This is a genomic window from Streptomyces lincolnensis, assembly GCF_001685355.1.
GTDB classification, from domain to species: Bacteria; Actinomycetota; Actinomycetes; order Streptomycetales; family Streptomycetaceae; genus Streptomyces; species Streptomyces lincolnensis.
Genome location: NZ_CP016438.1, coordinates 1,351,374 through 1,372,492 on the forward strand (window position 1 = coordinate 1,351,374; position 21,119 = coordinate 1,372,492).

Annotated in this window: 18 protein-coding genes and 1 pseudogene; 6 read left to right on the forward strand and 13 right to left on the reverse strand. The window is 71.2% G+C overall.

Annotated features, from left to right (window positions below; genetic code table 11):
- Positions 1-77 precede the first annotated feature (77 nt).
- Positions 78-1,571 (forward strand): annotated as a pseudogene (locus tag SLINC_RS06050) (MFS transporter).
- A 74-nt stretch (positions 1,572-1,645) separates the two neighbouring features.
- Positions 1,646-1,933 carry a DUF6332 family protein gene (locus SLINC_RS06055; RefSeq protein WP_067427667.1) on the forward strand — a complete coding sequence of 96 codons (288 nt, stop codon included), beginning with the start codon at positions 1,646-1,648 and terminating at the stop codon, positions 1,931-1,933.
- Here SLINC_RS06055 and SLINC_RS06060 read toward each other — a convergent pair.
- Genes SLINC_RS06060 through SLINC_RS06070 form a run of 3 tightly spaced genes read right to left on the reverse strand, consistent with a single transcriptional unit; the run spans position 1,894 to position 6,012 of the window.
- A complete protein-coding gene (locus SLINC_RS06060) occupies positions 1,894-2,559 on the reverse strand; it encodes a response regulator transcription factor (protein WP_067427669.1) in 666 nt (221 codons plus the stop codon). The genes SLINC_RS06055 and SLINC_RS06060 overlap by 40 nt on opposite strands.
- Positions 2,556-3,794 (reverse strand): sensor histidine kinase, encoded by a 1,239-nt coding sequence (locus SLINC_RS06065; RefSeq protein ID WP_107406558.1) that lies wholly within the window; start codon positions 3,792-3,794, stop codon positions 2,556-2,558. Before SLINC_RS06065 ends, SLINC_RS06060 begins: the two co-directional genes overlap by 4 nt.
- A 52-nt stretch (positions 3,795-3,846) precedes the next feature.
- The gene (locus SLINC_RS06070; RefSeq protein WP_067445079.1) at positions 3,847-6,012 is read right to left on the reverse strand and encodes an MMPL family transporter; all 2,166 of its coding nucleotides are present in this window, start codon (positions 6,010-6,012) and stop codon (positions 3,847-3,849) included.
- A 256-nt stretch (positions 6,013-6,268) separates the two neighbouring features.
- Here SLINC_RS06070 and SLINC_RS06075 point away from each other — a divergent pair, with 256 nt between their 5' ends.
- Positions 6,269-7,054, forward strand: coding sequence for an AfsR/SARP family transcriptional regulator (locus SLINC_RS06075; protein ID WP_067427673.1), 786 nt, complete (start codon positions 6,269-6,271; stop codon positions 7,052-7,054).
- A gap of 19 nt (positions 7,055-7,073) precedes the next feature.
- On the opposite strand, the gene SLINC_RS06080 is transcribed toward SLINC_RS06075, so the two are convergent.
- The gene (locus SLINC_RS06080) at positions 7,074-7,781 is read right to left on the reverse strand and encodes a TetR/AcrR family transcriptional regulator (protein WP_067427675.1); all 708 of its coding nucleotides are present in this window, start codon (positions 7,779-7,781) and stop codon (positions 7,074-7,076) included.
- Positions 7,782-7,928: 147 nt separating this feature from the next.
- Here SLINC_RS06080 and SLINC_RS06085 point away from each other — a divergent pair, with 147 nt between their 5' ends.
- A complete protein-coding gene (locus SLINC_RS06085; protein WP_067427676.1) occupies positions 7,929-8,378 on the forward strand; it encodes a nitroreductase family deazaflavin-dependent oxidoreductase in 450 nt (149 codons plus the stop codon).
- Positions 8,379-8,381: 3 nt separating this feature from the next.
- Here the strand turns inward: SLINC_RS06085 and SLINC_RS06090 are convergent, their stop codons facing one another.
- Positions 8,382-9,623, reverse strand: a complete 1,242-nt coding sequence (locus SLINC_RS06090; RefSeq protein WP_067427682.1) for a geranylgeranyl reductase family protein — start codon at positions 9,621-9,623, stop codon at positions 8,382-8,384.
- Between the two features lie 134 nt (positions 9,624-9,757).
- On the opposite strand from SLINC_RS06090, the gene SLINC_RS06095 reads away from it, so the two are divergent.
- Positions 9,758-11,113, forward strand: a complete 1,356-nt coding sequence (locus tag SLINC_RS06095) for a dipeptidase (protein WP_067427684.1) — start codon at positions 9,758-9,760, stop codon at positions 11,111-11,113.
- Positions 11,114-11,130: 17 nt separating this feature from the next.
- Complete coding sequence (locus tag SLINC_RS06100; protein WP_067427686.1) at positions 11,131-12,240, forward strand: protein kinase family protein; 1,110 nt, start codon at positions 11,131-11,133, stop codon at positions 12,238-12,240.
- Here SLINC_RS06100 and SLINC_RS06105 read toward each other — a convergent pair.
- From SLINC_RS06105 to SLINC_RS06140, 8 genes are all read right to left on the reverse strand, one after another.
- Positions 12,141-13,268, reverse strand: coding sequence for an ABC transporter ATP-binding protein (locus SLINC_RS06105; protein ID WP_067445081.1), 1,128 nt, complete (start codon positions 13,266-13,268; stop codon positions 12,141-12,143). The genes SLINC_RS06100 and SLINC_RS06105 overlap by 100 nt on opposite strands.
- A gap of 38 nt (positions 13,269-13,306) precedes the next feature.
- Complete coding sequence (locus SLINC_RS06110; RefSeq protein WP_067427688.1) at positions 13,307-14,374, reverse strand: ABC transporter ATP-binding protein; 1,068 nt, start codon at positions 14,372-14,374, stop codon at positions 13,307-13,309.
- Between the two features lie 29 nt (positions 14,375-14,403).
- Positions 14,404-15,396, reverse strand: a complete 993-nt coding sequence (locus SLINC_RS06115) for an ABC transporter permease (RefSeq protein ID WP_067427689.1) — start codon at positions 15,394-15,396, stop codon at positions 14,404-14,406.
- A gap of 72 nt (positions 15,397-15,468) precedes the next feature.
- Complete coding sequence (locus SLINC_RS06120) at positions 15,469-17,136, reverse strand: ABC transporter substrate-binding protein (RefSeq protein WP_067427690.1); 1,668 nt, start codon at positions 17,134-17,136, stop codon at positions 15,469-15,471.
- An 85-nt stretch (positions 17,137-17,221) separates the two neighbouring features.
- Positions 17,222-18,250 (reverse strand): ABC transporter permease, encoded by a 1,029-nt coding sequence (locus tag SLINC_RS06125; RefSeq protein ID WP_067427692.1) that lies wholly within the window; start codon positions 18,248-18,250, stop codon positions 17,222-17,224.
- A 378-nt stretch (positions 18,251-18,628) separates the two neighbouring features.
- Positions 18,629-19,672: an NUDIX hydrolase gene (locus SLINC_RS06130; protein WP_067427694.1), complete on the reverse strand. Its 1,044-nt coding sequence runs from the start codon at positions 19,670-19,672 to the stop codon at positions 18,629-18,631.
- Between the two features lie 142 nt (positions 19,673-19,814).
- Positions 19,815-20,009 carry a hypothetical protein gene (locus SLINC_RS06135; RefSeq protein WP_067427696.1) on the reverse strand — a complete coding sequence of 65 codons (195 nt, stop codon included), beginning with the start codon at positions 20,007-20,009 and terminating at the stop codon, positions 19,815-19,817.
- A gap of 31 nt (positions 20,010-20,040) precedes the next feature.
- Positions 20,041-21,042, reverse strand: coding sequence for a TIGR01777 family oxidoreductase (locus SLINC_RS06140; RefSeq protein WP_067427698.1), 1,002 nt, complete (start codon positions 21,040-21,042; stop codon positions 20,041-20,043).
- Between the last annotated feature and the right edge of the window lie 77 nt (positions 21,043-21,119).

Sequence of the window (21,119 nt, forward strand, 5' to 3'; positions counted from 1 at the left end):
CGTAGCAGAGAAACGAGTTTATTGCATCGGAATTAAATGCGTTTGCATTCGATGCATACGCATGTAGTGTCTCCGGCATGACCTCTCCGCTCACCACCCCCGCGGACCCCTCCTCGACGGTTCGCTGGACTCCCCGGCTGTGGGGCACCCTCCTGGTGCTCTGCGCCGCGATGTTCCTGGACGCACTGGACGTGTCGATGGTCGGCGTCGCCCTGCCGTCCATCGGCTCCGACCTCGGCCTGTCCACCTCGACGCTGCAATGGATCGTCAGCGGCTACATCCTCGGCTACGGCGGCCTGTTGCTCCTCGGCGGACGGACCGCCGACCTCCTCGGCCGCCGCCAGGTCTTCCTGATCGCCCTGGGTGTCTTCGCACTGGCCTCGCTGCTCGGCGGGCTCGTCGACTCCGGACCGCTGCTGATCGCCAGCCGCTTCATCAAGGGCCTGAGCGCGGCCTTCACCGCGCCGGCGGGCCTGTCGATCATCACCACGACCTTCCCCGAGGGCCCGCTGCGCAACCGGGCCCTGTCCATCTACACCACCTGCGCCGCCACCGGCTTCTCCATGGGCCTGGTCCTGTCCGGCCTGCTCACCGAGGCCAGCTGGCGCCTGACCATGCTGCTGCCCGCACCCATCGCCCTGATCGCCCTCGTCGCCGGTCTGAAACTGCTGCCGCGCAGCGCCCGCGAGAAGAACCACAACGGCTACGACATCCCCGGCGCCGTCCTCGGCACCGCCTCGATGCTGCTGCTGGTCTTCACCGTCGTCCAGGCCCCGGAGGTCGGCTGGACCTCGGCCCGCACCCTGCTGTCCTTCCTCGCCGTGGCCGTACTGCTGACGGTGTTCGTCCTGGTCGAGCGGCGCTCGCCGGGCCCGCTGATCCGGCTCGGCGTGCTGCGCTCCGGCATCCAGATCCGCGCCCAGCTCGGCGCGATGTTCTTCTTCGGGTCGTACATCGGCTTCCAGTTCCTGGTCACCCTGTACATGCAGTCGCTGCTCGGCTAGTCGGCACTGCACACCGCACTGGCCTTCCTGCCCGCGGGCGCGCTGGTGGCGTTGTCCGCGACGAAGATGGGCTCGATCGTCGACCGGTTCGGCACCCAACGGCTGCTCCCGGTGGGCTTCGGGCTGATGGTCATCGGATACGCCCTGTTCCTGCAGGTCGACCTCGACCCTGTGTACGCCGCCGTGATCCTGCCGTCGATGCTGCTCATCGGCGCAGCCTGCGCACTGGTCTTCCCGTCGCTCAACATCCAGGCCACCAACGGCGTCGACGACCACGAGCAGGGCATGGTCTCCGGTCTGCTGAACACCTCGGTCCAGGTCGGCGGGGCGATCTTCCTGGCCATCGTGACCGCGGTGGTGACCGCGGGCGCCCCCGAGAACGCCTCCCCGCAGGCCGTCCTCGACAGCTACCGGCCCGGACTCGTCGTGGTCACCGCCGTCGCCGCCGCCGGACTGCTCATCACCCTCACGGGACTGCGTACCGCGCGCCGGCCACGGCAGTCCGTCGTGGTCGCCCGGTCCACCACCCAGGAGGAGGAGACGGAGCGCGTACCCGTACGCGACTAGGAGGGGACGTCTCCTGAACCGTGTGCCCGGCGGAGCCGCTTGCTCCGCCGGGCACACGCTGTGAGACTCGCAGGATGGAGACTTACGGGGGACGGCGCAGTCAGGCCGAGCGGGACGCGATCACCGTCGAGATCGGGTACGCGCTGTTCAGCGCGCTGTTCCTGGCGGCGGTGTGCTTCGGGGCGGTGGCCGGTCCGGCGCTGCTGTTCGACCTTCCGCACACGGTGGAGCTGTTGCTGCTCCGTGTCGGCATGGTGGTGGCGCCCGTCCTCTTCGTCGCCCGGGTGATCAGCGTGCTGGTGCGCTTCCGCGAGGAGCGCGCTCAGCCCAGCCAGCCCGGCCGCACCAACCCCGACTCATAGGCCAGGACGACGAGTTGGGCCCGGTCCCGGGCGCCCAGCTTGACCATCGTCCGGCTGACGTGGGTCTTCGCGGTGAGCGGGCTGACCACCAGGCGGCGGGCGATCTCCTCGTTGGACAGGCCGATGCCGACCAGGGCCATCACCTCCCGTTCCCGTTCGGTGAGTTCGGAGAGGGCGTCGCCGGCCGCCGGCTCCTTGGAGCGGGCGGCGAACTCGGCGATCAGCCGGCGCGTCACACCGGGCGAGAGCAGCGCGTCGCCGCCGACCACCGACCGTACGGCGCGCAGGAGTTCCTCGGGCTCGGTGTCCTTGACCAGGAAGCCGGAGGCGCCCGAGCGGATCGCCTCGAAGACGTACTCGTCGAGTTCGAAGGTGGTCAGCATGACCACCTTCACCTGCCCGAGCGCCGCGTCCCCGGTGATGCGCCGGGTGGCGGCCAGCCCGTCGAGCACCGGCATGCGGATGTCCATCAGGACGACATCGGGGCGCAGTTCGCGCACCGCGCGCACGGCTTTCTCGCCGTCGGCGGCCTCCCCGGCCACCTCGATGTCCGGCTGCGCGTCGAGCAGCGCCCGGAACCCGGCCCGGACCAGTGACTGGTCGTCGGCGAGCAGTACACGGATCACCGGTCGTCCCCCTCGGCCTTGACGTTCAACGGCAGTACGGCCAGCACCCGGAACCCTCCGTCGGCGCGCGGGCCCGCCTCGATCGTGCCACCCAGCGCGGCCGCCCGCTCCCGCATTCCGGCCAGACCGTTGCCGCTGCCGCCCGCGTCGGCACCGGTCGCGGGCCCGTCGTCGTCGATCCGCAGCCGTAGCGTCGTCCCGTCGGCGGGATCGAGCCGCACGCGCGCGTGCCGCGATCCCGAATGCCGTACGACATTGGTCAGGGCCTCCTGGACGATACGGAAGGCCGCGAGGTCGGTGCCGGGCGCGAGGCGGGGCAGGGTGCCCTCGACGTCGACGGTGAGGCCCGCGCCCGCCGCCTGCTGCACCAGCTCGGGCAGACGGTCGAGGCCGGGCGCGGGCGCGCGCGGCGCGTCGCCCGGCGTGCGCAGCGTGTCGAGCACCTGGCGGACCTCGCCCAGCGCCTCCTTGCTGGCGGCCTTGATGGTGGTGAGCGCGGTGCGGGCCTGCTCGGGGTCGGTGTCCAGGAGCGCGAGACCGACGCCCGCCTGGACGTTGATGACGGAGATGCTGTGCGCGAGCACGTCGTGCAGTTCGCGGGCCATGCGCAGCCGCTCCTCGTCCGCGCGCCGCCGGGCCGCCTGGACGCGCTCGGCCCGCTCGCGGTCCCACTGCTCGCGCCGGGTGCGGGCGAGCTCCGACACGGCCAGGATCGCCACCATCCAGGTGACGATCACGACCTCCCCGCCCCAGGAGGCCGCGTCGTCCCCGGACGGCGGCAGCCACTGGTACAGCCAGTGCGCGACCAGCACATGCCCGGCCCACAGCATCCCCACCGCCGCCCAGGCGGCTCTGCGCCGCCCGGCGACCACGGCGCTGAAGCAGGCCAGGGCGACGGCCAGGAAGATCGGCCCGTACGGGTATCCGGCGCCGAAGTAGAGCATGGCGGCGGCGGCCGTGCCGAACACGACGGGCACCGGGTGCCGATGCCGCCACAGCAGCAGGAGCGAACCCGCCAGCAGCAGCACCCGGGCGAAGGGGTCGAGGGCGGCCCGCTCGTGGACCTGCTGTTCGGCCGCGTAGTTCGACCCGACCATCACGAAGAGCGTGAGCAGCGCGGTGGACAGCCAGGGCAACCGGCTGCTCCGGTCCGTCTCGCCCCAGCCCCTCAGCCAAGGCGGGCCGTGCCGCCACCCCTGGGGCGGGCCGTTCCCGCCCGTCTGCCGCTCGTCCATACCGGCCACGCTAGACGCCCCGGGCCCGGTCGGCGTCCGCCGGGCGAGGTGATCACACGTACTCCCCGCGAAGTACGTCGGCCCGCTCGTCGCCCGCCGCGCCGGACTCCTTCACGCGCAGCCTCCGCAGCGCCCGCGGCGCCCACCAGTTCGCCCGGCCCGCCAGCCGCATCGTCACCGGCAGCAGGACGACCCGGATGAGGGTGGCGTCGACGAGGATCGTCAGGGCCGTGCCGATGCCCAGCTCCTTGAGGAAGACGACGCCGCCGGTGGCGTACGACAGGAAGGACAGCGCGAGGATCCCGGCCGCGGCGGTGATCAGCGGGGCGCTGCGCCGGACGCCCTCGGCGACCGCCCGCTCGGTGTCTCCGGTCAGGTCGTGCTCCTCCTTGATACGGGCCAGCAGGAAGACCTCGTAGTCCATGGACAGGCCGTAGGCCACGCAGAACATCAGCACCGGGATGCTCGGCTCGATCGACCCGGTGGGCGTGAAGCCGAGCAGTCCGGACAGGTGGCCGTCCTGGAAGACCCACACCAGGCAGCCGAACATCACGGACAGGCTCAGCAGATTGAGCACGGTCGCCTTCAGGGGCAGCAGCACGCTGCCGGTCATCAGGAAGAGGATCACGTACGTCGCCCCCAGCACGATCCCGACGGCGAGCGGCAGCCGGTCCAGGAGCGTGGCGCGGAAGTCGGTGGTCTCACCCGGGTAGCCGCCGACGAGGGCGGTGGCGGGGGCCGGGGTGTCCCGGATGCGTTCGACGAAGCCGGGGACGTCGCCGTACAGGGCCTGCTGGGTGGGGACGACGGCCAGGCGCGCCCGGCCGTCGGGGGTCGTCAGCCGGTCCTGGCCGGGGGTGCCTGTGTGTCGGCCGTCCCGGTAGGTGCCGTCGGGGGCGTCGACCTGGAAGACGCCGGGGAGGCGGGAGAGGCGGCCGGCGTAGGCGCCGGTGTCGGCCGGTTCGCCGAGCACGATCTGGACGGTGTCGGTGGGCTCGGCGGCGAACTCGCGGTGGATGGTCTCGGAGGTGGTGCGCGCGGAGGCGCCCGCGGGCAGGGCGCGTTCGTCGGGGAGACCGAAGCGCAGGCCCAGCAGGGGTGAGGCGGCGACGAGGAGGACGCCGAGGACCCCGGCGCCGGCCAGGAGCGGGCGGCGCATGGCCGCGAGGGCGGTACGGTGCCAGAAACCCGAGGCGGGCGCGGTGGGGCGCTCCACCCGATGGCCCCAGCGGGCCAGCGCGGCCGGCAGCACGAGCACCGCACCGCCGACCGCGGTGAGCACGACGAGCGCTCCGGCGTACGCGAACGAGCTGAGGAAGAAGAACGGGAACACCAGGAGCGCACACAGCGACACGGCGACCGTCACCCCGCTGAAGACCACCGTGCGGCCGGCCCTGGCGGTCGCCCGGACGACGGCCTGCTCCTGGGCGTGTCCGGCCGCGCGTTCCTCCCGGTAGCGGTTGATGACGAACAGGCCGTAGTCGACGCCCAGTCCGAGACCGAGGACGAGCGCGAGGTTCGCGGCGAACGTCGAGACCTCCGTGACCTGCGCGATCGCCCGCAGCCCGGCGAGCGTGGCGACGACGGACAGCAGCCCCACGCCGACCGTCAACAGGGCGGCCACCGTGCGCCGGTAGACGAGGATCAGCAGGAGCAGTACGGCGGGCAGGGCGAACGCCTCCGCGCGCAGGAAGTCGGCGCGGGCCTGCTGTCCGACCTGCCGCGAGATCTCCTCCTGGCCGCCGACGCGGACGTCGAGGTCGGCGGTGCTACGGGTCAACTGGGGGGCCAGTGTGGCGAGTTCCTCGCGGGTCTCGGTGGCGGTGCCTTCGAGGCGGGCGAGGATCAGGGCGTGGCGGCCCTCCGTGCCGCGCAGCGCGGGACTGTCGGTGTCCCAGTAGGAGGTGACGTCGGTGACGAGCGGCAACCGCCCTACCTCCGCGGCGAGTTCGCGCCCCGCCTGCTCGGTGCGCGAGCTGTCCACGTCACCGTCCCGGGCCGTGACGAGCAGCGCGAGATTGGGGTTGCCGGTGCCGAAGTCGTCGCGCAGGAGGTCGGCGGCACGCACCGATTCGGTGCCCGGCGCGCTCCAGCGCGAGAGGTCGAGATCGTCCTGGGCACCGGCGCCGTACGCACCGAGGCCGATGAACAGGAGCAGGACGCCGATCAGCACGGCGCGGCTGTACCGCACGGCCAGCCGGCCGAGGCGGGTGAGCATGGGCGAACCCTTCGTCAGGAGATCGGGACGGGCACCCGAGGTGCCGCCGCCCACCGTCCGCCCGCCCGCTGGAAGACCCGCTGGAAGATCCACTGGAAGACGGCGTCCGGGTCAGGGCCTGTCCGGCGGACCATGTCGCGGTCGCGGGGCCCTGGCACGCGCACCGGTACTTATCAGGAACCGTTGCTCGTATGCGACCTGATCCGCCGGACAGGCCCTAGTCTCGAACCCATGGGCGAGGGGGAGGGCCGGGGCCATGGCTGAGAGCACCAGCGGGGCGTCGCACGCCCTGCGTCTGGAGGTACTGGGCCCGCTGCGCGCCCTGCGCGAGGGCGTGGAGATCCCCCTCGGTCCGCCGAAGCAGCGCGCGGTCCTCGCCGTCCTGCTCCTCCAGGAGGGACGTCCGCTCTCCTACGACGGTCTGGTCGAGGCCGTGTGGGGCGGCGCACCGCCCGTCCATGTGCGCAACCTCGTGCAGAAGTACGTCTCCGGGCTGCGCCGGGCCCTCGGGGAGGGGCCGGAGCTGTCGTGGACCGGTGCCGGATACCGGCTCACCGGCGCGCGGGCGGACGACCTGCACGAGCGGCGCCGTCTGGTCGACGAGGCGCTGGCGGCGCGGGACGCCGGGGAGTGGGAGCGGGCGGGTGAACTCGTCGACCGCGCCGAGGAGTTGTGGCGCGGGGAGTTCGCCGAGGGACTGCGGGCGCCCTACCTCGCGGCGGAGCGCCTGCGCTGGACGGAGAAGCGGCTCACCGTCCTGGAGGCCCGGCTGGCCGGGGCGATCGAACTGGGCCGCTCCTTCGAGTACGTCCATGAACTCGTCCGGCTCGTCGCGGTCCACCCCTTGCGCGAACGCCTCGTCGAACTGCTGATGCTCGCCCTGTGCCGCACCGGCCGTCCCGCGGACGCGCTCGCCGCCTACGAGGCCGCACGTCGGCGCCTGGCCGGGGCGATGGGCACGGACCCGGGCCCGGCGCTGCGCTCCCTGCACGAGCGGATCCTGCGCCAGGACCCGGCGCTGCTGCCGCTGCCGGTGGCCTGACGCTCGATCCCGGCGGCTGTCACTCGCCCGACAGTCCCACCTCATGGGCGAGTCGGACGGCCGCGTGCCGGAAGAACGTCTCGCGGTCCTCCACGACCCGGTGGAACTGGCCGAACAGTTCGAAGCCGATGAGGCCGAACAGCTGGGCCCAGGCCGCGACGAGGGCCGCCGCCACGGCCGGGGGCAGGTCGGGGGCGATGTCGGCGGCGATCCGCTCGGCCTCGGGCAGCAGGTCGGCGGGGATCGGCCGCTCGCTCAGGCCGGTCCCCTGATGTGCCTCGCGCGCGATGCCGATCAGGAGGAGGGCGACGCGGGCGGCGGCCGGGACCGTGGAGTCGGGGGCCTTGTAACCGGGGACCGGCGTGCCGTAGATCAGCGCGTACTCGTGCGGATGCGCGAGGGCCCAGCCGCGCGCGGCCTCGCAGACGGCCGTCCAGCGCCGGAGGTGACCGGCGTCGGCGACCGCGCCGTGCGCCTGTTCGGCCGCCTCGCCCAGGGAGTCGTAGGCGTCGATGATGAGTGCGGTCAGCAGGTCGTCGCGGCTGGGGAAGTAGCGGTACAGGGCGGAGGAGACCATGCCGAGCTCACGCGCCACGGCCCGCAGCGAGAGCTTCGCCGCTCCGTCCGCGGCGAGCTGCCGGCGTGCCTCGTCCTTGATGGCGGCGGTCACTTCGATCCGGGCGCGGGCTCGGGCGCCACGCGTCGCGCTTCCGTGTGCGGTGCTCATACGGCCAGTCTTCCACGAAAGAAGAGCAGTGCACAGAAACGAGAGCAGTGCTCTTGTGTTGACGGCCGCCGGCATGCAGACTGGAGCAAGAAGAGAGAGCAGTGCTCACAAAAGAGAGCGGCCCTCTCCCACACCTTGGGGGTTCTCATGTCCACGCACGTCCAGAAGCCCGGCTGGTTCACCGTCAACGTCTTCAACCGGGCCGTGGCCTGGATGACCCGCCGCGGTCTGAGCGTCTGGGGCTCACGCGTCCTGGCGGTCCGCGGCCGCAAGAGCGGCGAGTGGCGGACCACCCCCGTGAACCTGCTGACCGTGGACGGCGCGCAGTACCTGGTCGCCCCGCGGGGCCATGTGCAGTGGACGCACAACATGCGCGCGGCGGGCGGCGGCGAACTGCGTCTCGGCAGGAACGTGGACGCCTTCACCGCGACCGAGGTGACCGACGACGAGAAGGTCCCGCTGCTGCGCGCCTACCTCAAGCGCTGGAAGGCCGAGGTCGGCGTCTTCTTCAAGGGGGTCGGCCCCGACTCCCCCGACGCCGACCTGCGCCGCATCGCGCCCGACCACCCGGTCTTCCGGATCACGATCGCCCGGTGAGGGTCAGGACGTGGCCTCGTCGCCCGCCGGACGCTCGGGGCGCGGGTCCAGTGCCGCCAGGGCCCGCTGGGCCATCGGCCGGCCGCGGACCATCTCGCCCAGCGTGGTCGCGCCCTGGGTGATGTCCTTGAACGCGTTCCACGCGGGCCGGAATCCGGTCAGGGCCGCGTGGAACAGGCCGGGGCGGCGCTCGAACGCGGTCAGCAGCCGCTTGCCGACGCTCATCTCCACGCCGAGCCCCGCCTTGATCGCGAACGCGTAGTTCAGGGCCTGCCGCCGCGCGTCCACCGCGTCGTGCGCCTCCGCGATCCGCACCGCCCACTCCCCCGCGAGCCGGCCCGAGCGCAGCGCGAAGGAGATGCCCTCGCGCGTCCACGGCTCCAGGAGCCCGGCCGCGTCCCCGCACACCAGCACCCGCCCGCGCGACAGCGGCGAGTCCTCGGCACGGCAGCGGGTCAGATGGCCGGAGGAGATACCGGGCTCGAAGCCGGCGAGTCCCAGCCGCCCGATGAAGTCCTCCAAGTACCGCTTGGTGGCCGCCCCCTCGCCGCGCGCCGAGATCACCCCGACGGTCAGGGTGTCACCCTTGGGGAACACCCAGCCGTAACTGCCGGGCATCGGGCCCCAGTCGATGAGCACCCGGCCCTTCCAGTCCTCGGCGACGGTCTCCGGCACCGGGATCTCCGCCTCCAGGCCGAGATCCACCTGGTCGAGCTTCACCCCGACATGCGCTCCTATCCGGCTGGCGCTGCCGTCGGCGCCGACCACGGCCCGGGCCAGCACCGTCTCACCGCCCTGGAGCACCACGGCGACCGTACGCCGGTCCGGGACCGCCGATCCGTGCTGCTCGACGCGCTGGACGGTGACGCCGGTGCGCAGCTCGGCGCCCGCCTTCTGGGCGTGCTCGACGAGCTGCTGGTCGAACTCGGGCCGGTTGATCAGCCCGAACAGCATGTGCTTGGAGCGGCGGGTCCGGGTGAAGCGGCCGTTGTTGGAGAACGTGACCGCGTGCACCCGGTCACGGAACGGCAGCTCGAAACCGGGCGGCAGCGCATCGCGCGAGGGGCCGATGATGCCGCCGCCGCACGTCTTGTAGCGGGGCAGTTCCGCCTTCTCCAGCAACAGCACGCGCCGTCCCGCGACCGCCGCCGCGTAGGCGGCCGAGGCCCCCGCGGGTCCCGCGCCCACCACGACGACGTCCCACACCCGCTGTACGTCGTCCGCCGAAGAGTTCTCGCTGCTCACGATGGTCTACTGCTCCCGGTCAAGCCGCTTCACGCACCTGTCCCCCGCATCCTACGGCGGACGTCCCCACAGGCCACTGTGGGAGGATCTACGGCACTCATCGGTACAACGTCGCACCCACAAGGAGCGTGCCCATGTCGTCGAATCCGGTCGCCGAGACCGTCGCCTCGCTGATGCCCCGCGCGCGGGCGGAGCTCACCGAGCTGGTGGCCTTCAAGTCGGTGGCGGACTTCGACCAGTTCCCCAGGAGCGAGAGCGAGGGCGCCGCCCGCTGGGTCGCCGACGCGCTCACCGCGGAGGGCTTCCAGGACGTGGCCCTCCTCGACACCCCCGACGGCACCCAGTCGGTGTACGGCTACCTGCCCGGCCCGGAGGGCGCCAGGACGGTCCTGCTCTACGCCCACTACGACGTCCAGCCGCCGCTGGACGAGGCCGCCTGGACCACCCCGCCCTTCGAGCTGACCGAGCGCGACGGCCGTTGGTACGGGCGTGGCGCCGCCGACTGCAAGGGCGGTGTGATCATGCATCTGCTCGCCCTGCGCGCGCTCAAGGCCAACGGCGGCGTGCCGGTGCACGTCAAGGTGATCGCCGAGGGCTCGGAGGAGATGGGCACCGGCGGCCTGGAGCGCTACGCCGAGGAGCACCCCGAGCTCCTGGAGGCCGACACCATCGTCATCGGCGACGCGGGCAACTTCCGGGTCGGCCTGCCTACGGTGACGGCCACGCTGCGCGGCATGACCCTGCTCCGCGTGCAGATCGACACCCTCGCCGGGAACCTGCACTCCGGCCAGTTCGGCGGCGCCGCCCCCGACGCGCTGGCCGCGCTGATCCGCGTCCTGGACTCGCTGCGCGCCGAGGACGGCACCACGACCGTCGAGGGACTGGCTCCCGAGTCCCGGTGGGAGGGGCTCCAGTACGACGAGGAGCAGTTCCGCAAGGACGCCAAGGTCCTGGACGGCGTCGAGCTGATCGGCAGCGGCACCGTCGCCGACCGCATCTGGGCCCGCCCCGCCGTCACGGTCCTCGGCATCGACTGCCCGCCGGTCGTCGGCGCCACCCCGTCGGTGCAGGCGAGCGCCCGCGCGCTGGTCAGCCTGCGGGTGCCGCCGGGCGTGGACGCGGCCGAGGCGACCAAGCTGCTCCAGGCCCACCTGGAGACCCACACGCCGTGGGGCGCCCGGGTGCGCACCGAGCAGATCGGCCAGGGCCAGGCCTTCGCCGCCGACACGACCAGCCCGGCCTACGCGGCGATGGCCGAGGCGATGGCGGTCGCCTACCCGGGCCAGGAGATGCAGTACGCCGGCCAGGGCGGCTCCATCCCGCTGTGCAACACCCTCGCCGCGCTCTACCCGCACGCCGAGATCCTGCTCATCGGCCTGAGCGAGCCCGAGGCCCAGATCCACGCCGTCAACGAGAGCGTGTCCCCGCAGGAACTGGAGCGCCTGTCGGTGACGGAGGCCCTGTTCCTGCGCAACTACGCAGCGAGCTGACGGGCAGTCATGGAGTCATGATCTCCAGCGCGCGTCTCACGGCCCATGCCGACACCGCCGCCGCCCTCGCTCTCCTGAGCGACGGCGACCTCGCGGACCTCGTGGCCTCGGGGACACCCTCCGCAACCGGTGTCGGCGGCCGGTGCGTGCTGGTGGAGGTGGACGGCACCCGCGTCTTCGTGAAGCAGGTGCCGCTCACCGATCGCGAACTGCTCCCGCACCACGTCCGCTCCACCGCGGACCTCTTCGGGGTGCCGCCGTTCTGCCACTACGGCATCGGCGCCGTCTGCGGCCCCGGCTTCGGCGCCTGGCGGGAGCTGGCCGTGCACGAGATGACGACCGACTGGGTGCTTTCCGGGCGCTGTTCCGGCTTCCCGCTCCTGCGTCACTGGCGTGTGCTGCCCCACGCACCGCGTCCCCTCCCCGACGAACTGGCGGACGTGGACGCGGCGATCGCGTACTGGGGCGCACGCCAGGTCGGCGACCACATCGAGGCGCTGCGCACGGCCTCCGCGAGCCTCACCCTGTTCTTGGAGTACGTCCCGCACACCCTGCACGACTGGTTCCACGCCCAGTTGCGCACGGACGACGCCGAGGCCGCGTGCGCTCTGGTGGAGGAGCAACTCGTGGAGGTCACCGACTTCCTGCACGGGCAGGGGCTCGTGCACTTCGACGCCCATTTCCGCAACGTCCTCACCGACGGCCGCCGGCTCCACCTCGCCGACTACGGCCTCGCCGTCTCGGACCGCTTCCGGCTCACCGCCGAGGAGCGCGGCTTCCTCGACCGCCATCGCGGCTACGACCGGGCCTACGTCCGCTCGTACCTGGTGCACTGGCTCGTCGTGGACCTGTACGGATACGCGAGGGACGAACGCGAGGCCTTCGTCCGGGACTGCGCCGACGGGCGGCGGCCCGAGGGGATTCCCCGGGCCGCCGCCGATCTCATCGCACGGCACGCGCGCGTCGCCGCGACGCTGGGCGACTTCCACCGCCGCCTGGAGCGGCGGAGCAGGCACACGCCGTACCCCTACGAGGAGTTGGACGGGCTCTCCGCCGACCCGGTGAGCGCCGGGTCCAGGACGATGTCCTCCGCGCGCGCCTCGACCGACGGCTCCTCCGGGAAGTGACAGGCCGTCAAATGACCGTCAGGGTTCCCGGCGAGACGTACCAGCGGCGGTTCCTCGGCCGCGCACTTGGCCTGGGCCTTCCAGCAGCGGGTGCGGAAGCGGCAGCCCGAGGGCGGGTCGACCGGCGAGGGCACGTCCCCGGCCAGCCGGATGCGCTCACGCCGGCGGGTGCCGTCCGGGTCGGCCTCCGGTACGGCGGACAGCAGGGCGTGGGTGTAGGGGTGCCGCGGCCGGGTGTAGAGCGTCTGCCGGTCGGCGACCTCGACCACCTTCCCCAGGTACATCACCGCGACGCGCTCGCAGAAGTGCCGTACGACGGCGAGGTCGTGGGCGATGAAGACGAACGCGATGCCGAACTCCCGCTGGAGGTCCTGGAGCAGGTTGACGATCTGCGCCTGAATGGAGACGTCCAGCGCGGAGACGGGTTCGTCGGCCACGATGAGCTTGGGCCGCAGGGCGAGCGCGCGGGCGATGCCGATGCGCTGGCGCTGGCCGCCGGAGAACTCGTTCGGGTAGCGGTTGTAGTGCTCGGGGTTGAGGCCCACCGTCTCCAGCAGTTCCTGGACGCGCTTCTTATGGCCCTGGGACGGGTTGATGCCGTTGAGCCGCATCGGTGTCTCGACGATGGTGCCGACCGTGTGCCGGGGGTTCAGCGAGCCGTACGGGTCCTGGAAGATCATCTGGAGGTTCCGGCGGGCCTCCTTCAGCCGTGCCTCGGGGGTGTGGGTGATGTCCTCGCCGTCGAACAGGACGGTGCCGGCGGTGGGTTCCAGCAGCCGGGTGACCAGCCGGCCGGTGGTCGACTTGCCGCAGCCGGACTCGCCGACCAGGCCCAGCGACCGGCCGGCCCCGACGCTGAAGTCGACGCCGTCGACGGCCCGTACGGCTCCGATCTGCCGCTGGAAGACGATGCCGTGCCGGATGGGGAAGTGCTTGGTGAGACCGCGGACCTCCAGCAGGTTCTCGCCGGCCGGGGGCCCGTCGGCGGGAACGGCGGTGTGTCCGGGAAGGGGCTGGGTGCTGCTCACGGCATGCTCCTGTTCGTCCGCCGCCGTCACCGGCGCCGTCACTGGGCGGTCCTGCGGCCGCGGATCTCCTGCTTGGTCTCCGCGGTGAGATGGCAGGCCGCGATGTGCCGGTCGGTGCCCGCCACCGCCAGCAGTTCGGGCCGCTCCACCGCGCAGAGACCGTCGGGCACCCAGCCCTTGAAGGTGCAGCGCGGGTGGAAGGCGCAGCCGCTCGGCAGGTCGATCAGGCTCGGCGGGGATCCGGCGATCGGGTTCAGCCGCCGGTCCACGTCCCCGGCGATGTGCGGCATCGACTCCAACAGGCCCCAGGTGTAGGGGTGTTCGGGCTGGGTGAGGACGTCCCGCACACTGCCGTACTCGATGCGGCGGCCGCCGTACATCACCAGGATGTCGTCGGCGATGTCGGCCACCACCCCGAGATCGTGGGTGATGAGGATGACGGCGGAGCCGAACTCCTCCTGGAGATCGCGGATCAGGTCCAGGATCTGCGCCTGGACGGTGACGTCGAGGGCCGTGGTGGGTTCGTCGGCGATGAGCAGTGCGGGGTCGCAGACCAGCGCCATGGCGATCATGGCGCGCTGCCGCATACCGCCGGAGAACTGGTGCGGATAGTCCTTCGCCCGGCGGTCGGGCTGCGGGATACCGACCCGTTTCAGCATCTCCACGGCCCGGTCGCGGGCCTCCTTCCTGGAGACCTTGTGGTGCACCTGGTACGCCTCGGCGATCTGGGCGCCGACGGTGAAGTACGGGTGCAGGGCGGACAGCGGGTCCTGGAAGATCATGGAGACCGTCCGGCCGCGCAGCTCGCGCATGTCGTGCTCCGGGAGGGCGACAAGGTCCCGGCCCTCCAGCCGGATCTCGCCGGAGACCTGGGCGCGGGTGCCCTTGTGCAGGCCCAGCAGAGCCAGCGAGGTCACCGACTTCCCCGAACCGGACTCACCGACGATGCCGAGGGTGCGCCCCTTCTCCAAGGCGAAGGAGACGCCGTCGACGGACTTCACGATCCCGTCCTCGGTCGGGAAGTGCACCCGCAGATCGCGTACGTCGAGGAAGGGGGCGGACGCCGGGGCGACCTCCGCGGGGTGGGGAGATGTCTGGAGGGACACGGGACTTTCCTTAGAGAACGAAACGGGCCTCAGGCGAGGCGGACACGGGGGTCGACCAGGCCGTAGACCACGTCGACGACCACGTTGGCCAGGACGACGAACGTGGCGGCGAAGAGAGTGGTGCCGAGGATCACCGGCAGATCGGAGTTCTGCACCGAGTCCACCGCGAGCTTGCCGATGCCGTTGATGCCGAACACCGACTCGGTGATGACCGCGGAGCCGCCGATGAGGGAGCCGACGTCCATGCCGAAGATCGTGATGATCGGCGTGATCGCGGCCCGCAGTCCGTGCTTGAGGACGACCTTGCGGGCCGGCAGTCCCTTGGCGCGGGCGGTGCGCATGTAGTCCTCGGCGAAGACCTCCAGCATGGAGGAGCGGGTGAGGCGGGTGTACATCGCGAGGTAGACGATGACCAGCGTGGCCCAGGGCAGGATGAGCCCCTGGAACCAGGCGGCCGGGTCCTGGGTGATCGGGGTGTAGCCGGAGGCGGGCAGGATCTGCCACTTGTCCACGAACACGTACAGCAGCAGCAGACCGATGAAGTAGATCTGCACGGAGACACCGACGAGCGCCAGTCCCACGGCCGCCTTGTCGGCCGCCCTCCCCCGGCGGACCGCGGCCACCATGCCGAGGCCGACACCGAGGATCACGAAGGCCACGGCGGCGCCGAGACCGAGGGAGAGGTCGGCGGGGAAGTCGCTGAGCAGGGTGGTCAGGACCGGGGTGTCGGTCTGGAAGGAGATGCCGAGGCAGGGCGCGCCGCAGTGCACACGCACGCTCTGGTCGCCGTAGTCGCGGCCGAGGAACAGTCCCTTGAAGAACTCCCAGAACTGGGCGAGGAAACTCCGGTCGAGGCCCAGCGAGTGCTTGATCTCCACCAGCCGGGAGGGCGAACAGGTCTTTCCGCAGGCCAGGAGGGCGGGATCGGAGGGCAGCGCGTAGAAGATGACGAAGGTGATCACCGTGATCACCAGCAGGATCACGGCCGCCGCCAGCAGGCGTCGGATGAAGTAGCGAAGCATGTCGTGCCGGGCCCTGACGTGAGAGGGGGTGCCCGCCGGCCGGGGCGCGCCGGCGGGCCTTGAGAGGGAGCGTCAGCTCTTGACGTAGACGTGCACCAGGCTCGGCTCGGCGACGACCGCGTCCGGGATGACCCCGCCGACCTTGGAGCCCGCCAGTTCCGTGAACTTCATGTACATCAGCGGCACCGCGGAGGCCTGCTTCAGGATCTGCTCGTCCAGGTCCCCGTAGGCGGCGTTGGCCTTGGTGAGATCGGTCATCTTGGCGATCTTGTCGATCTGGGCGTTGATCTGAGGGTCGTTGAGGTACGACAGGTCCTGGTTGGACTGCGGCAGCTTCGCGATCTGCCGTCCGTCGAACAGGACGGGCAGCACGGTGGAGGCGTTCGGCCAGTCCGCGATCCAGTCCATCCACGTCAGGTCGTACTGGTTCTTCACGTTGTCCACGGTGCTGAAGTAGTTCGCCGCGTCGATCGGGGTGATGTTGACCGTGATCCCGATCTTTCCGAGCGAGGTCTTGACCGCGTCGGCGAAGTGCTCCTCGGTGGTGGTGTTCTCCACCGCCAGCGACATGGTGAGCTTCGGGTTCCCGGCCTGCTTCATCAGCGCCTTGGCCTTGGTCACGTCACCGGCGGGGTTGCTGCTGTAGAGGTTGAACTTCTTGTAGCCGCCGATGCCGGGGCTCAGCATCGTGCTGGCGTAGTCGCCGTACGCCGAGCCGCCGAAGGCGCCGCGGGCGGTGGTCTTGTCGATCGCGTACTCGATCGCCTGGCGGACCTTCAGGTCCTTGACCCGGGTCGTGTTGATCGCCATGTAGTTGATGCCCGGAGCCGGGATCTTGTAGTAACGCGACTTCAGGGACGGGTCGTTGCCGATCGTCGTCAGGTCGGAGCCCGCGATCGGCCACTGCATGATCGAGGTCTGGGCGGTGCCCGCGTCGGACTTGATCTGCTGGTCGATGGCGGACTGGTCCTGGCCGAACTTCACGTCGATCTCGTTGACGTTCTGCTCGCGGATCGGGTCGGTCGACTGCGTCCAGTGCGTGTTCCTGACGAGGACGAGTTCCTTGTTCTTGGCGTACGACTTGAACATGTAGGGCCCGTCGGACCAGACGTGCGTGTCGTACGTCGATCCCGTGTCGTGGGCCTTGGGCACCGCCGACCAGCCGGGCATGGCGGTCGTCTGGTTGAAGTCCGCGACGGGCTGACTCAGATGGAAGACGATCGTGTACTGGTCCGGCGTCTGGATGGAGCCGAGCTCCTTGCCCTGATAGGGCCCTTTGTACGTGGAGCCGCCGACCAGCCACTGACTGGCGTACGGCGGGCCGCCGTTGATGTCGGGCGAGAAGGTCCGCTCGACGCCGTACTTGACGTCCTGCGCGGTGACGGCCGTACCGTCCTGCCACTTGACGCCGTGGCGCAGATGGAAGGTCCACACGGTGGCGCCCTTGCTGGGCGTCCCCGCGTCGGTGGCCAGGTCGCCGACCAGTTTCGGCTGGGAACCGGTCTCGTCCCAGCCGGTGAGGGTACGGACGAACTCCTGGGCCATGCTCTCCCCTTCGGTCGTGTAGATCCGCTGGGGGTCGAGGTGATCGAAATCCGCGTGGTCGAGGACGGTCAGCGTGCCGCCCTTCGTCGGCGACCCGCTGCCGGTGGTGCTGGAGGAACCCCCGCAAGCGGTGGCCCCCAGGGCTATGGCCACAGCGATGGCCGTGAGGCCGGTCAGGCGCGTTCTGCGCGTCATCAGGAAACACTCCGATCTTGTACGTTCTCGGCTTCGGCGGTCCGTGACGGAGCCGTCCGGGCCGGTGGTGCGAGGGGGGTGGGGGTCAACTGCGGCTCGCGCGCGGGTCGAGGGCGTCCCGGACGCCGTCGCCGAGGAGGTTGAGAGCCAGGACGAGGATCAGGAGCAGGACTCCGGGGATGAAGAGGTACATCGGGTCCTGGAGGAAGTACTGGGAGGCGTCCGACAGCAGGGCGCCCCAGTCCGGGTTGGGCGGGATGACACCGACGCCCAGGTACGACAGGGCCGCCTCGGTGGTGATGTTCTGCGGGACGGCGAGCGCGAAGGAGATCAGGACGGGCGCCCACAGGTTGGGCAGCAGCTGCCGCAGCAGGATGTGCCAGCGGCCGGCGCTCATGATCCGCGCGGCGTCGACGAACTCCCGCTCACGCAGGGACAGCACCTGGCCGCGCACCAGGCGGGCGGTGTAGGCCCAGGCGAACACCGCGATGTTGAGGACCAGGACCAGCAGCCGCAGGTTCTCGTCGGTGCCGCCGTGGGTGTTGGTCTGCAACGCGTTCTGGATGACCGGGGTGAGCGCGATGATGAACAGCAGCTGCGGGAAGGCCAGCATCACGTCCATCACCCGTGACAGCACCGAGTCGACCCAGCCGCCGGAGTAGCCCGCCGCGAGGCCCGCGAGGACGCCGACGACGGTCGACAGCACGGCCGAGGCGAAGCCGACGAGGAGCGAGGTGCGCAGGCCGTAGACGATCCGGGCGAACAGGTCGTATCCCGTGCCGGGTTCGACGCCCAGCAAATGGGTGAGGCTGATGCCACCGAGCGAGCCGTACGGGAAGTTGCCGGTGTCGGGGTCGATCGCCTTGCCGTCCGGGGTGATGGGCCCCCAGCCGGTCAGCGCGGTGAGCACCGGGGCCAGCAGCGCGATCATCATGAACAGGACGGTCACCGCCAGCGCGACCAGGGTCATCTTGTCCCGCCGGATGCGGTTCCAGGCCATGCGGGCCGGCGACCGCCCGGCGACGGCGGGGCAGCCGGTCCGGGGCTCCCGCGCCGGTTCGGCCTCGGGCGTGGTGCCGGTCGGGGTCTGGACCTGCTGATGCTGCGTGGTCATCGTACGGACGTCCCGGAGGTGAGCTGGGGCTGTCGCGGGGTCGCCGCGGCAGACGGTGGTGAAGGGACGCGACAGGGGACGAGCCCCTGGGCGAAAGGCGTGGCCGGCGTCCGGTGTCGGCGCCGTGAAGACTGAGCGGACTTTCGCAACGCTCCGTGACCCCGGTCAAGGCGGTTCGGGTCCGGAAAAGTGATTGTTTGCGCAGGTTGCCAAGAGTTGACGAGAGCGAGAGGTTTCGTTAGCTCTGACATAGAGGTAATACGACGCTCTCTTGGGGAGTTCGCGGTGCTCCCCTCTCCCTCGCACGGGTCCCGGAACGTCGAAATCCCCGCCGGCATCACAGCGCGGCGGGGATTTGACGGCGGGTTTCCCGGCGGGTCAGCCGATCGGGGTGCCGGCCTCCAGATAGAGCACGGCTCCCCGTTCCCTGGCCCTGAGGGCCCAGCGCAGCCGTTCGTAGCGCACGGGCGGCAGCAGGTCGGCGGCCTCCTCCTCGGTGACGAACCGCCATTCGCGCAGCTCGGGCCCGGGCAGCAGGAGCCGGCCCGCCTCGGCGGAGTGGAGCCTTCCGCCGTCGAAGATCAGTCGCATCCCGCCGTATCCGGGCGGCGCGGGCCGTTCCCAGTCGACGACGAGCAGGCGGGGCATGTCGTCGAGGTGGATGCCGGTCTCCTCGGCGACCTCGCGGACACCGGCGCGGGCGGGGGCCTCGCCGGGTTCGACGACACCGCCGGGGAACTCCCAGCCGGCCTTGTAGGTGGGGTCGACGAGCAGCACCCGGTCCCGCTCGTCGAAGAGGAGGACGCCGGCGGCAAGGGTCTCGGCGGTGGGTTCGGGGGTCTGCACGATGTCGCACACCGGGACGGTGCCCGCGCTGACGGCCTCGGCGATACGGGCGGCGGTCCGGTACGGCGTGAGGGCGCTGTTGTCGATCGGGTGGGCGTCGGCGGTGAGCCAGGAGGCGAGGGCGGTCCGGTAGGGCTCGATGTGGTCGTAGGCCCACTGCCGGACGCGCATGTCGCCGTCGGGGAGGTCGGGTGGGACCTCCCGGTTGGCTATTCGCTCCCGCAGTATCGTTTCCGCCGGGGCGAGGAGCACGTGCCGGACGCCGATGCGGCGGGCGGCGAGGCCGCCGAAGATCTCGTCGCGGTACTCCTGGCGCAGCAGGGTCATCGGGACCACCAGGGTCCCGCCCAGCTCGGCGAGCATCGCGGCCGCCGTGTCGATCACGAGGCGTCGCCAGATCGGCAGATCCTGGTAGTCGCCGACCTCGGCGAGGTGCTTGGGCGGGAGCAGGTACGGGAGTGCTCCGCCGATGATCTCGGGGTCGAAGAGCGTGCTGTTCGGGATCAGCTCGATCAGTTCCCGTGCGGTGGTGGTCTTCCCCGCACCGAACGCACCGTTGATCCAGACGACGGTCACAGGTCCCCCTCTTCTATTGGCCCCCTGTGGCTTGCCCGCTCCACCCTGCCACGGAAACCAGCCGCAGTTGAGGGCGCACACGCGTGGCGCCGGCGCCCCCCTCAGGGGGTGCCGGCGCCATGGTGCGCTGTGGGCCGCCTCGTCAGCCGTTCTGCCCGAGCGCGCCTTCCTCGACCCCGGTCAGGCTGTCGTCGGCGACGGTCTGACCGATGCTGCTGAGGGTCTTGTCGACGTCGATGTCCCCCAGGTTCTCGCCCAGGGCGTGGGAAGGGGTGACCGCCGCGACGACGAAGCCGGTGGCGAGGGAGGCGATGGCGAGCATGCTGCGCTTCTTCATGCCGGACTCAACGGGCGAACGGCGCGGAGGGTCACGCCCGGCGTCGAAGTGAGCCGGATCCGGTCGGCGCGAGCCGCCGGTCGTGCGCTCCGGACCTGCCGCGTGCCCGCCGCACCAGGTCCGCGGCCGCTTCCGGCCACGCCGCGTGATCGAAGACGAAGCCGGCGTCGAGCAGCCGGCGGGGCACGACCCGGCGGCTCTTGAGCAGCAGTTCGGTGTCCGACCGCAGCGCGAGAGCGCCGATCTTCGCCATCCACTTCGTCGCGGGCAGGCCCACCGGGACTCCCCACGCGGAGCGCAGTGCCCGCATGAAGGCGCGCTGCGGCACGGGCGTGGGAGCGGCGAGGTTCACCGGGCCGGTGAGCTCCTCGTGGTCGATCAGGAACTCGACCGCGCGGACGAAGTCGCGGTCGTGGATCCAGGAGACGTACTGGGCGCCGCCCGCGACCGGTCCGCCGAGGCCGAGCCGCGCCAGCCTCGACAGGACGTCGAAGACGCCGTCGCGGTCGGGGCTCATCACCATGGCGGAGCGCAGGGCGACCTTGCGGGTGTGCGGGGTGTCGGCCCGCTCCTGGGCCCGTTCCCAGTTCCTGGCGATCTCCACGCTGTAGGCCCAGTAGTCGGGGACGCCGGGTTCCTCGCCGCCCACGACTCCCGTGATCTCGTCGTTCGACGCGTCGAAGCGGTGGGTGTAGACGGTGGCCGTACTCATCTGCAACCAGATCCGCGGCGGACGGGCGGCGGACGCGACGGCCTCGCCGACAACCTCGGTGGAGCGCACCCGCGAATCCATCATGGCCTTGAGGTTGGCCTGCGTGTACCGGCAGCTGACGCTGCGTCCGGCCAGGTTGATCACCACGTCACTGCCGTCGAGCTCCGCCGCCCACGGGCCCAGGGACCGGCCGTCCCAGGCGATCTCCCGCTCGCGCCGCGGCCTCCGGGTCAGGACGACGACCTCGTGGCCCGCGGCGGTCAGCGCGCGGTTCAGGATCGCGCCCACCTGCCCGGTCCCGCCGGGTATCACGATCTTCATGGCGTTCCCCCTTTGTGTGGGGACAGCCTAGCGCAATATTTTGAACGTGTTCAAAAGGAGAACAGGGTTGCACACGA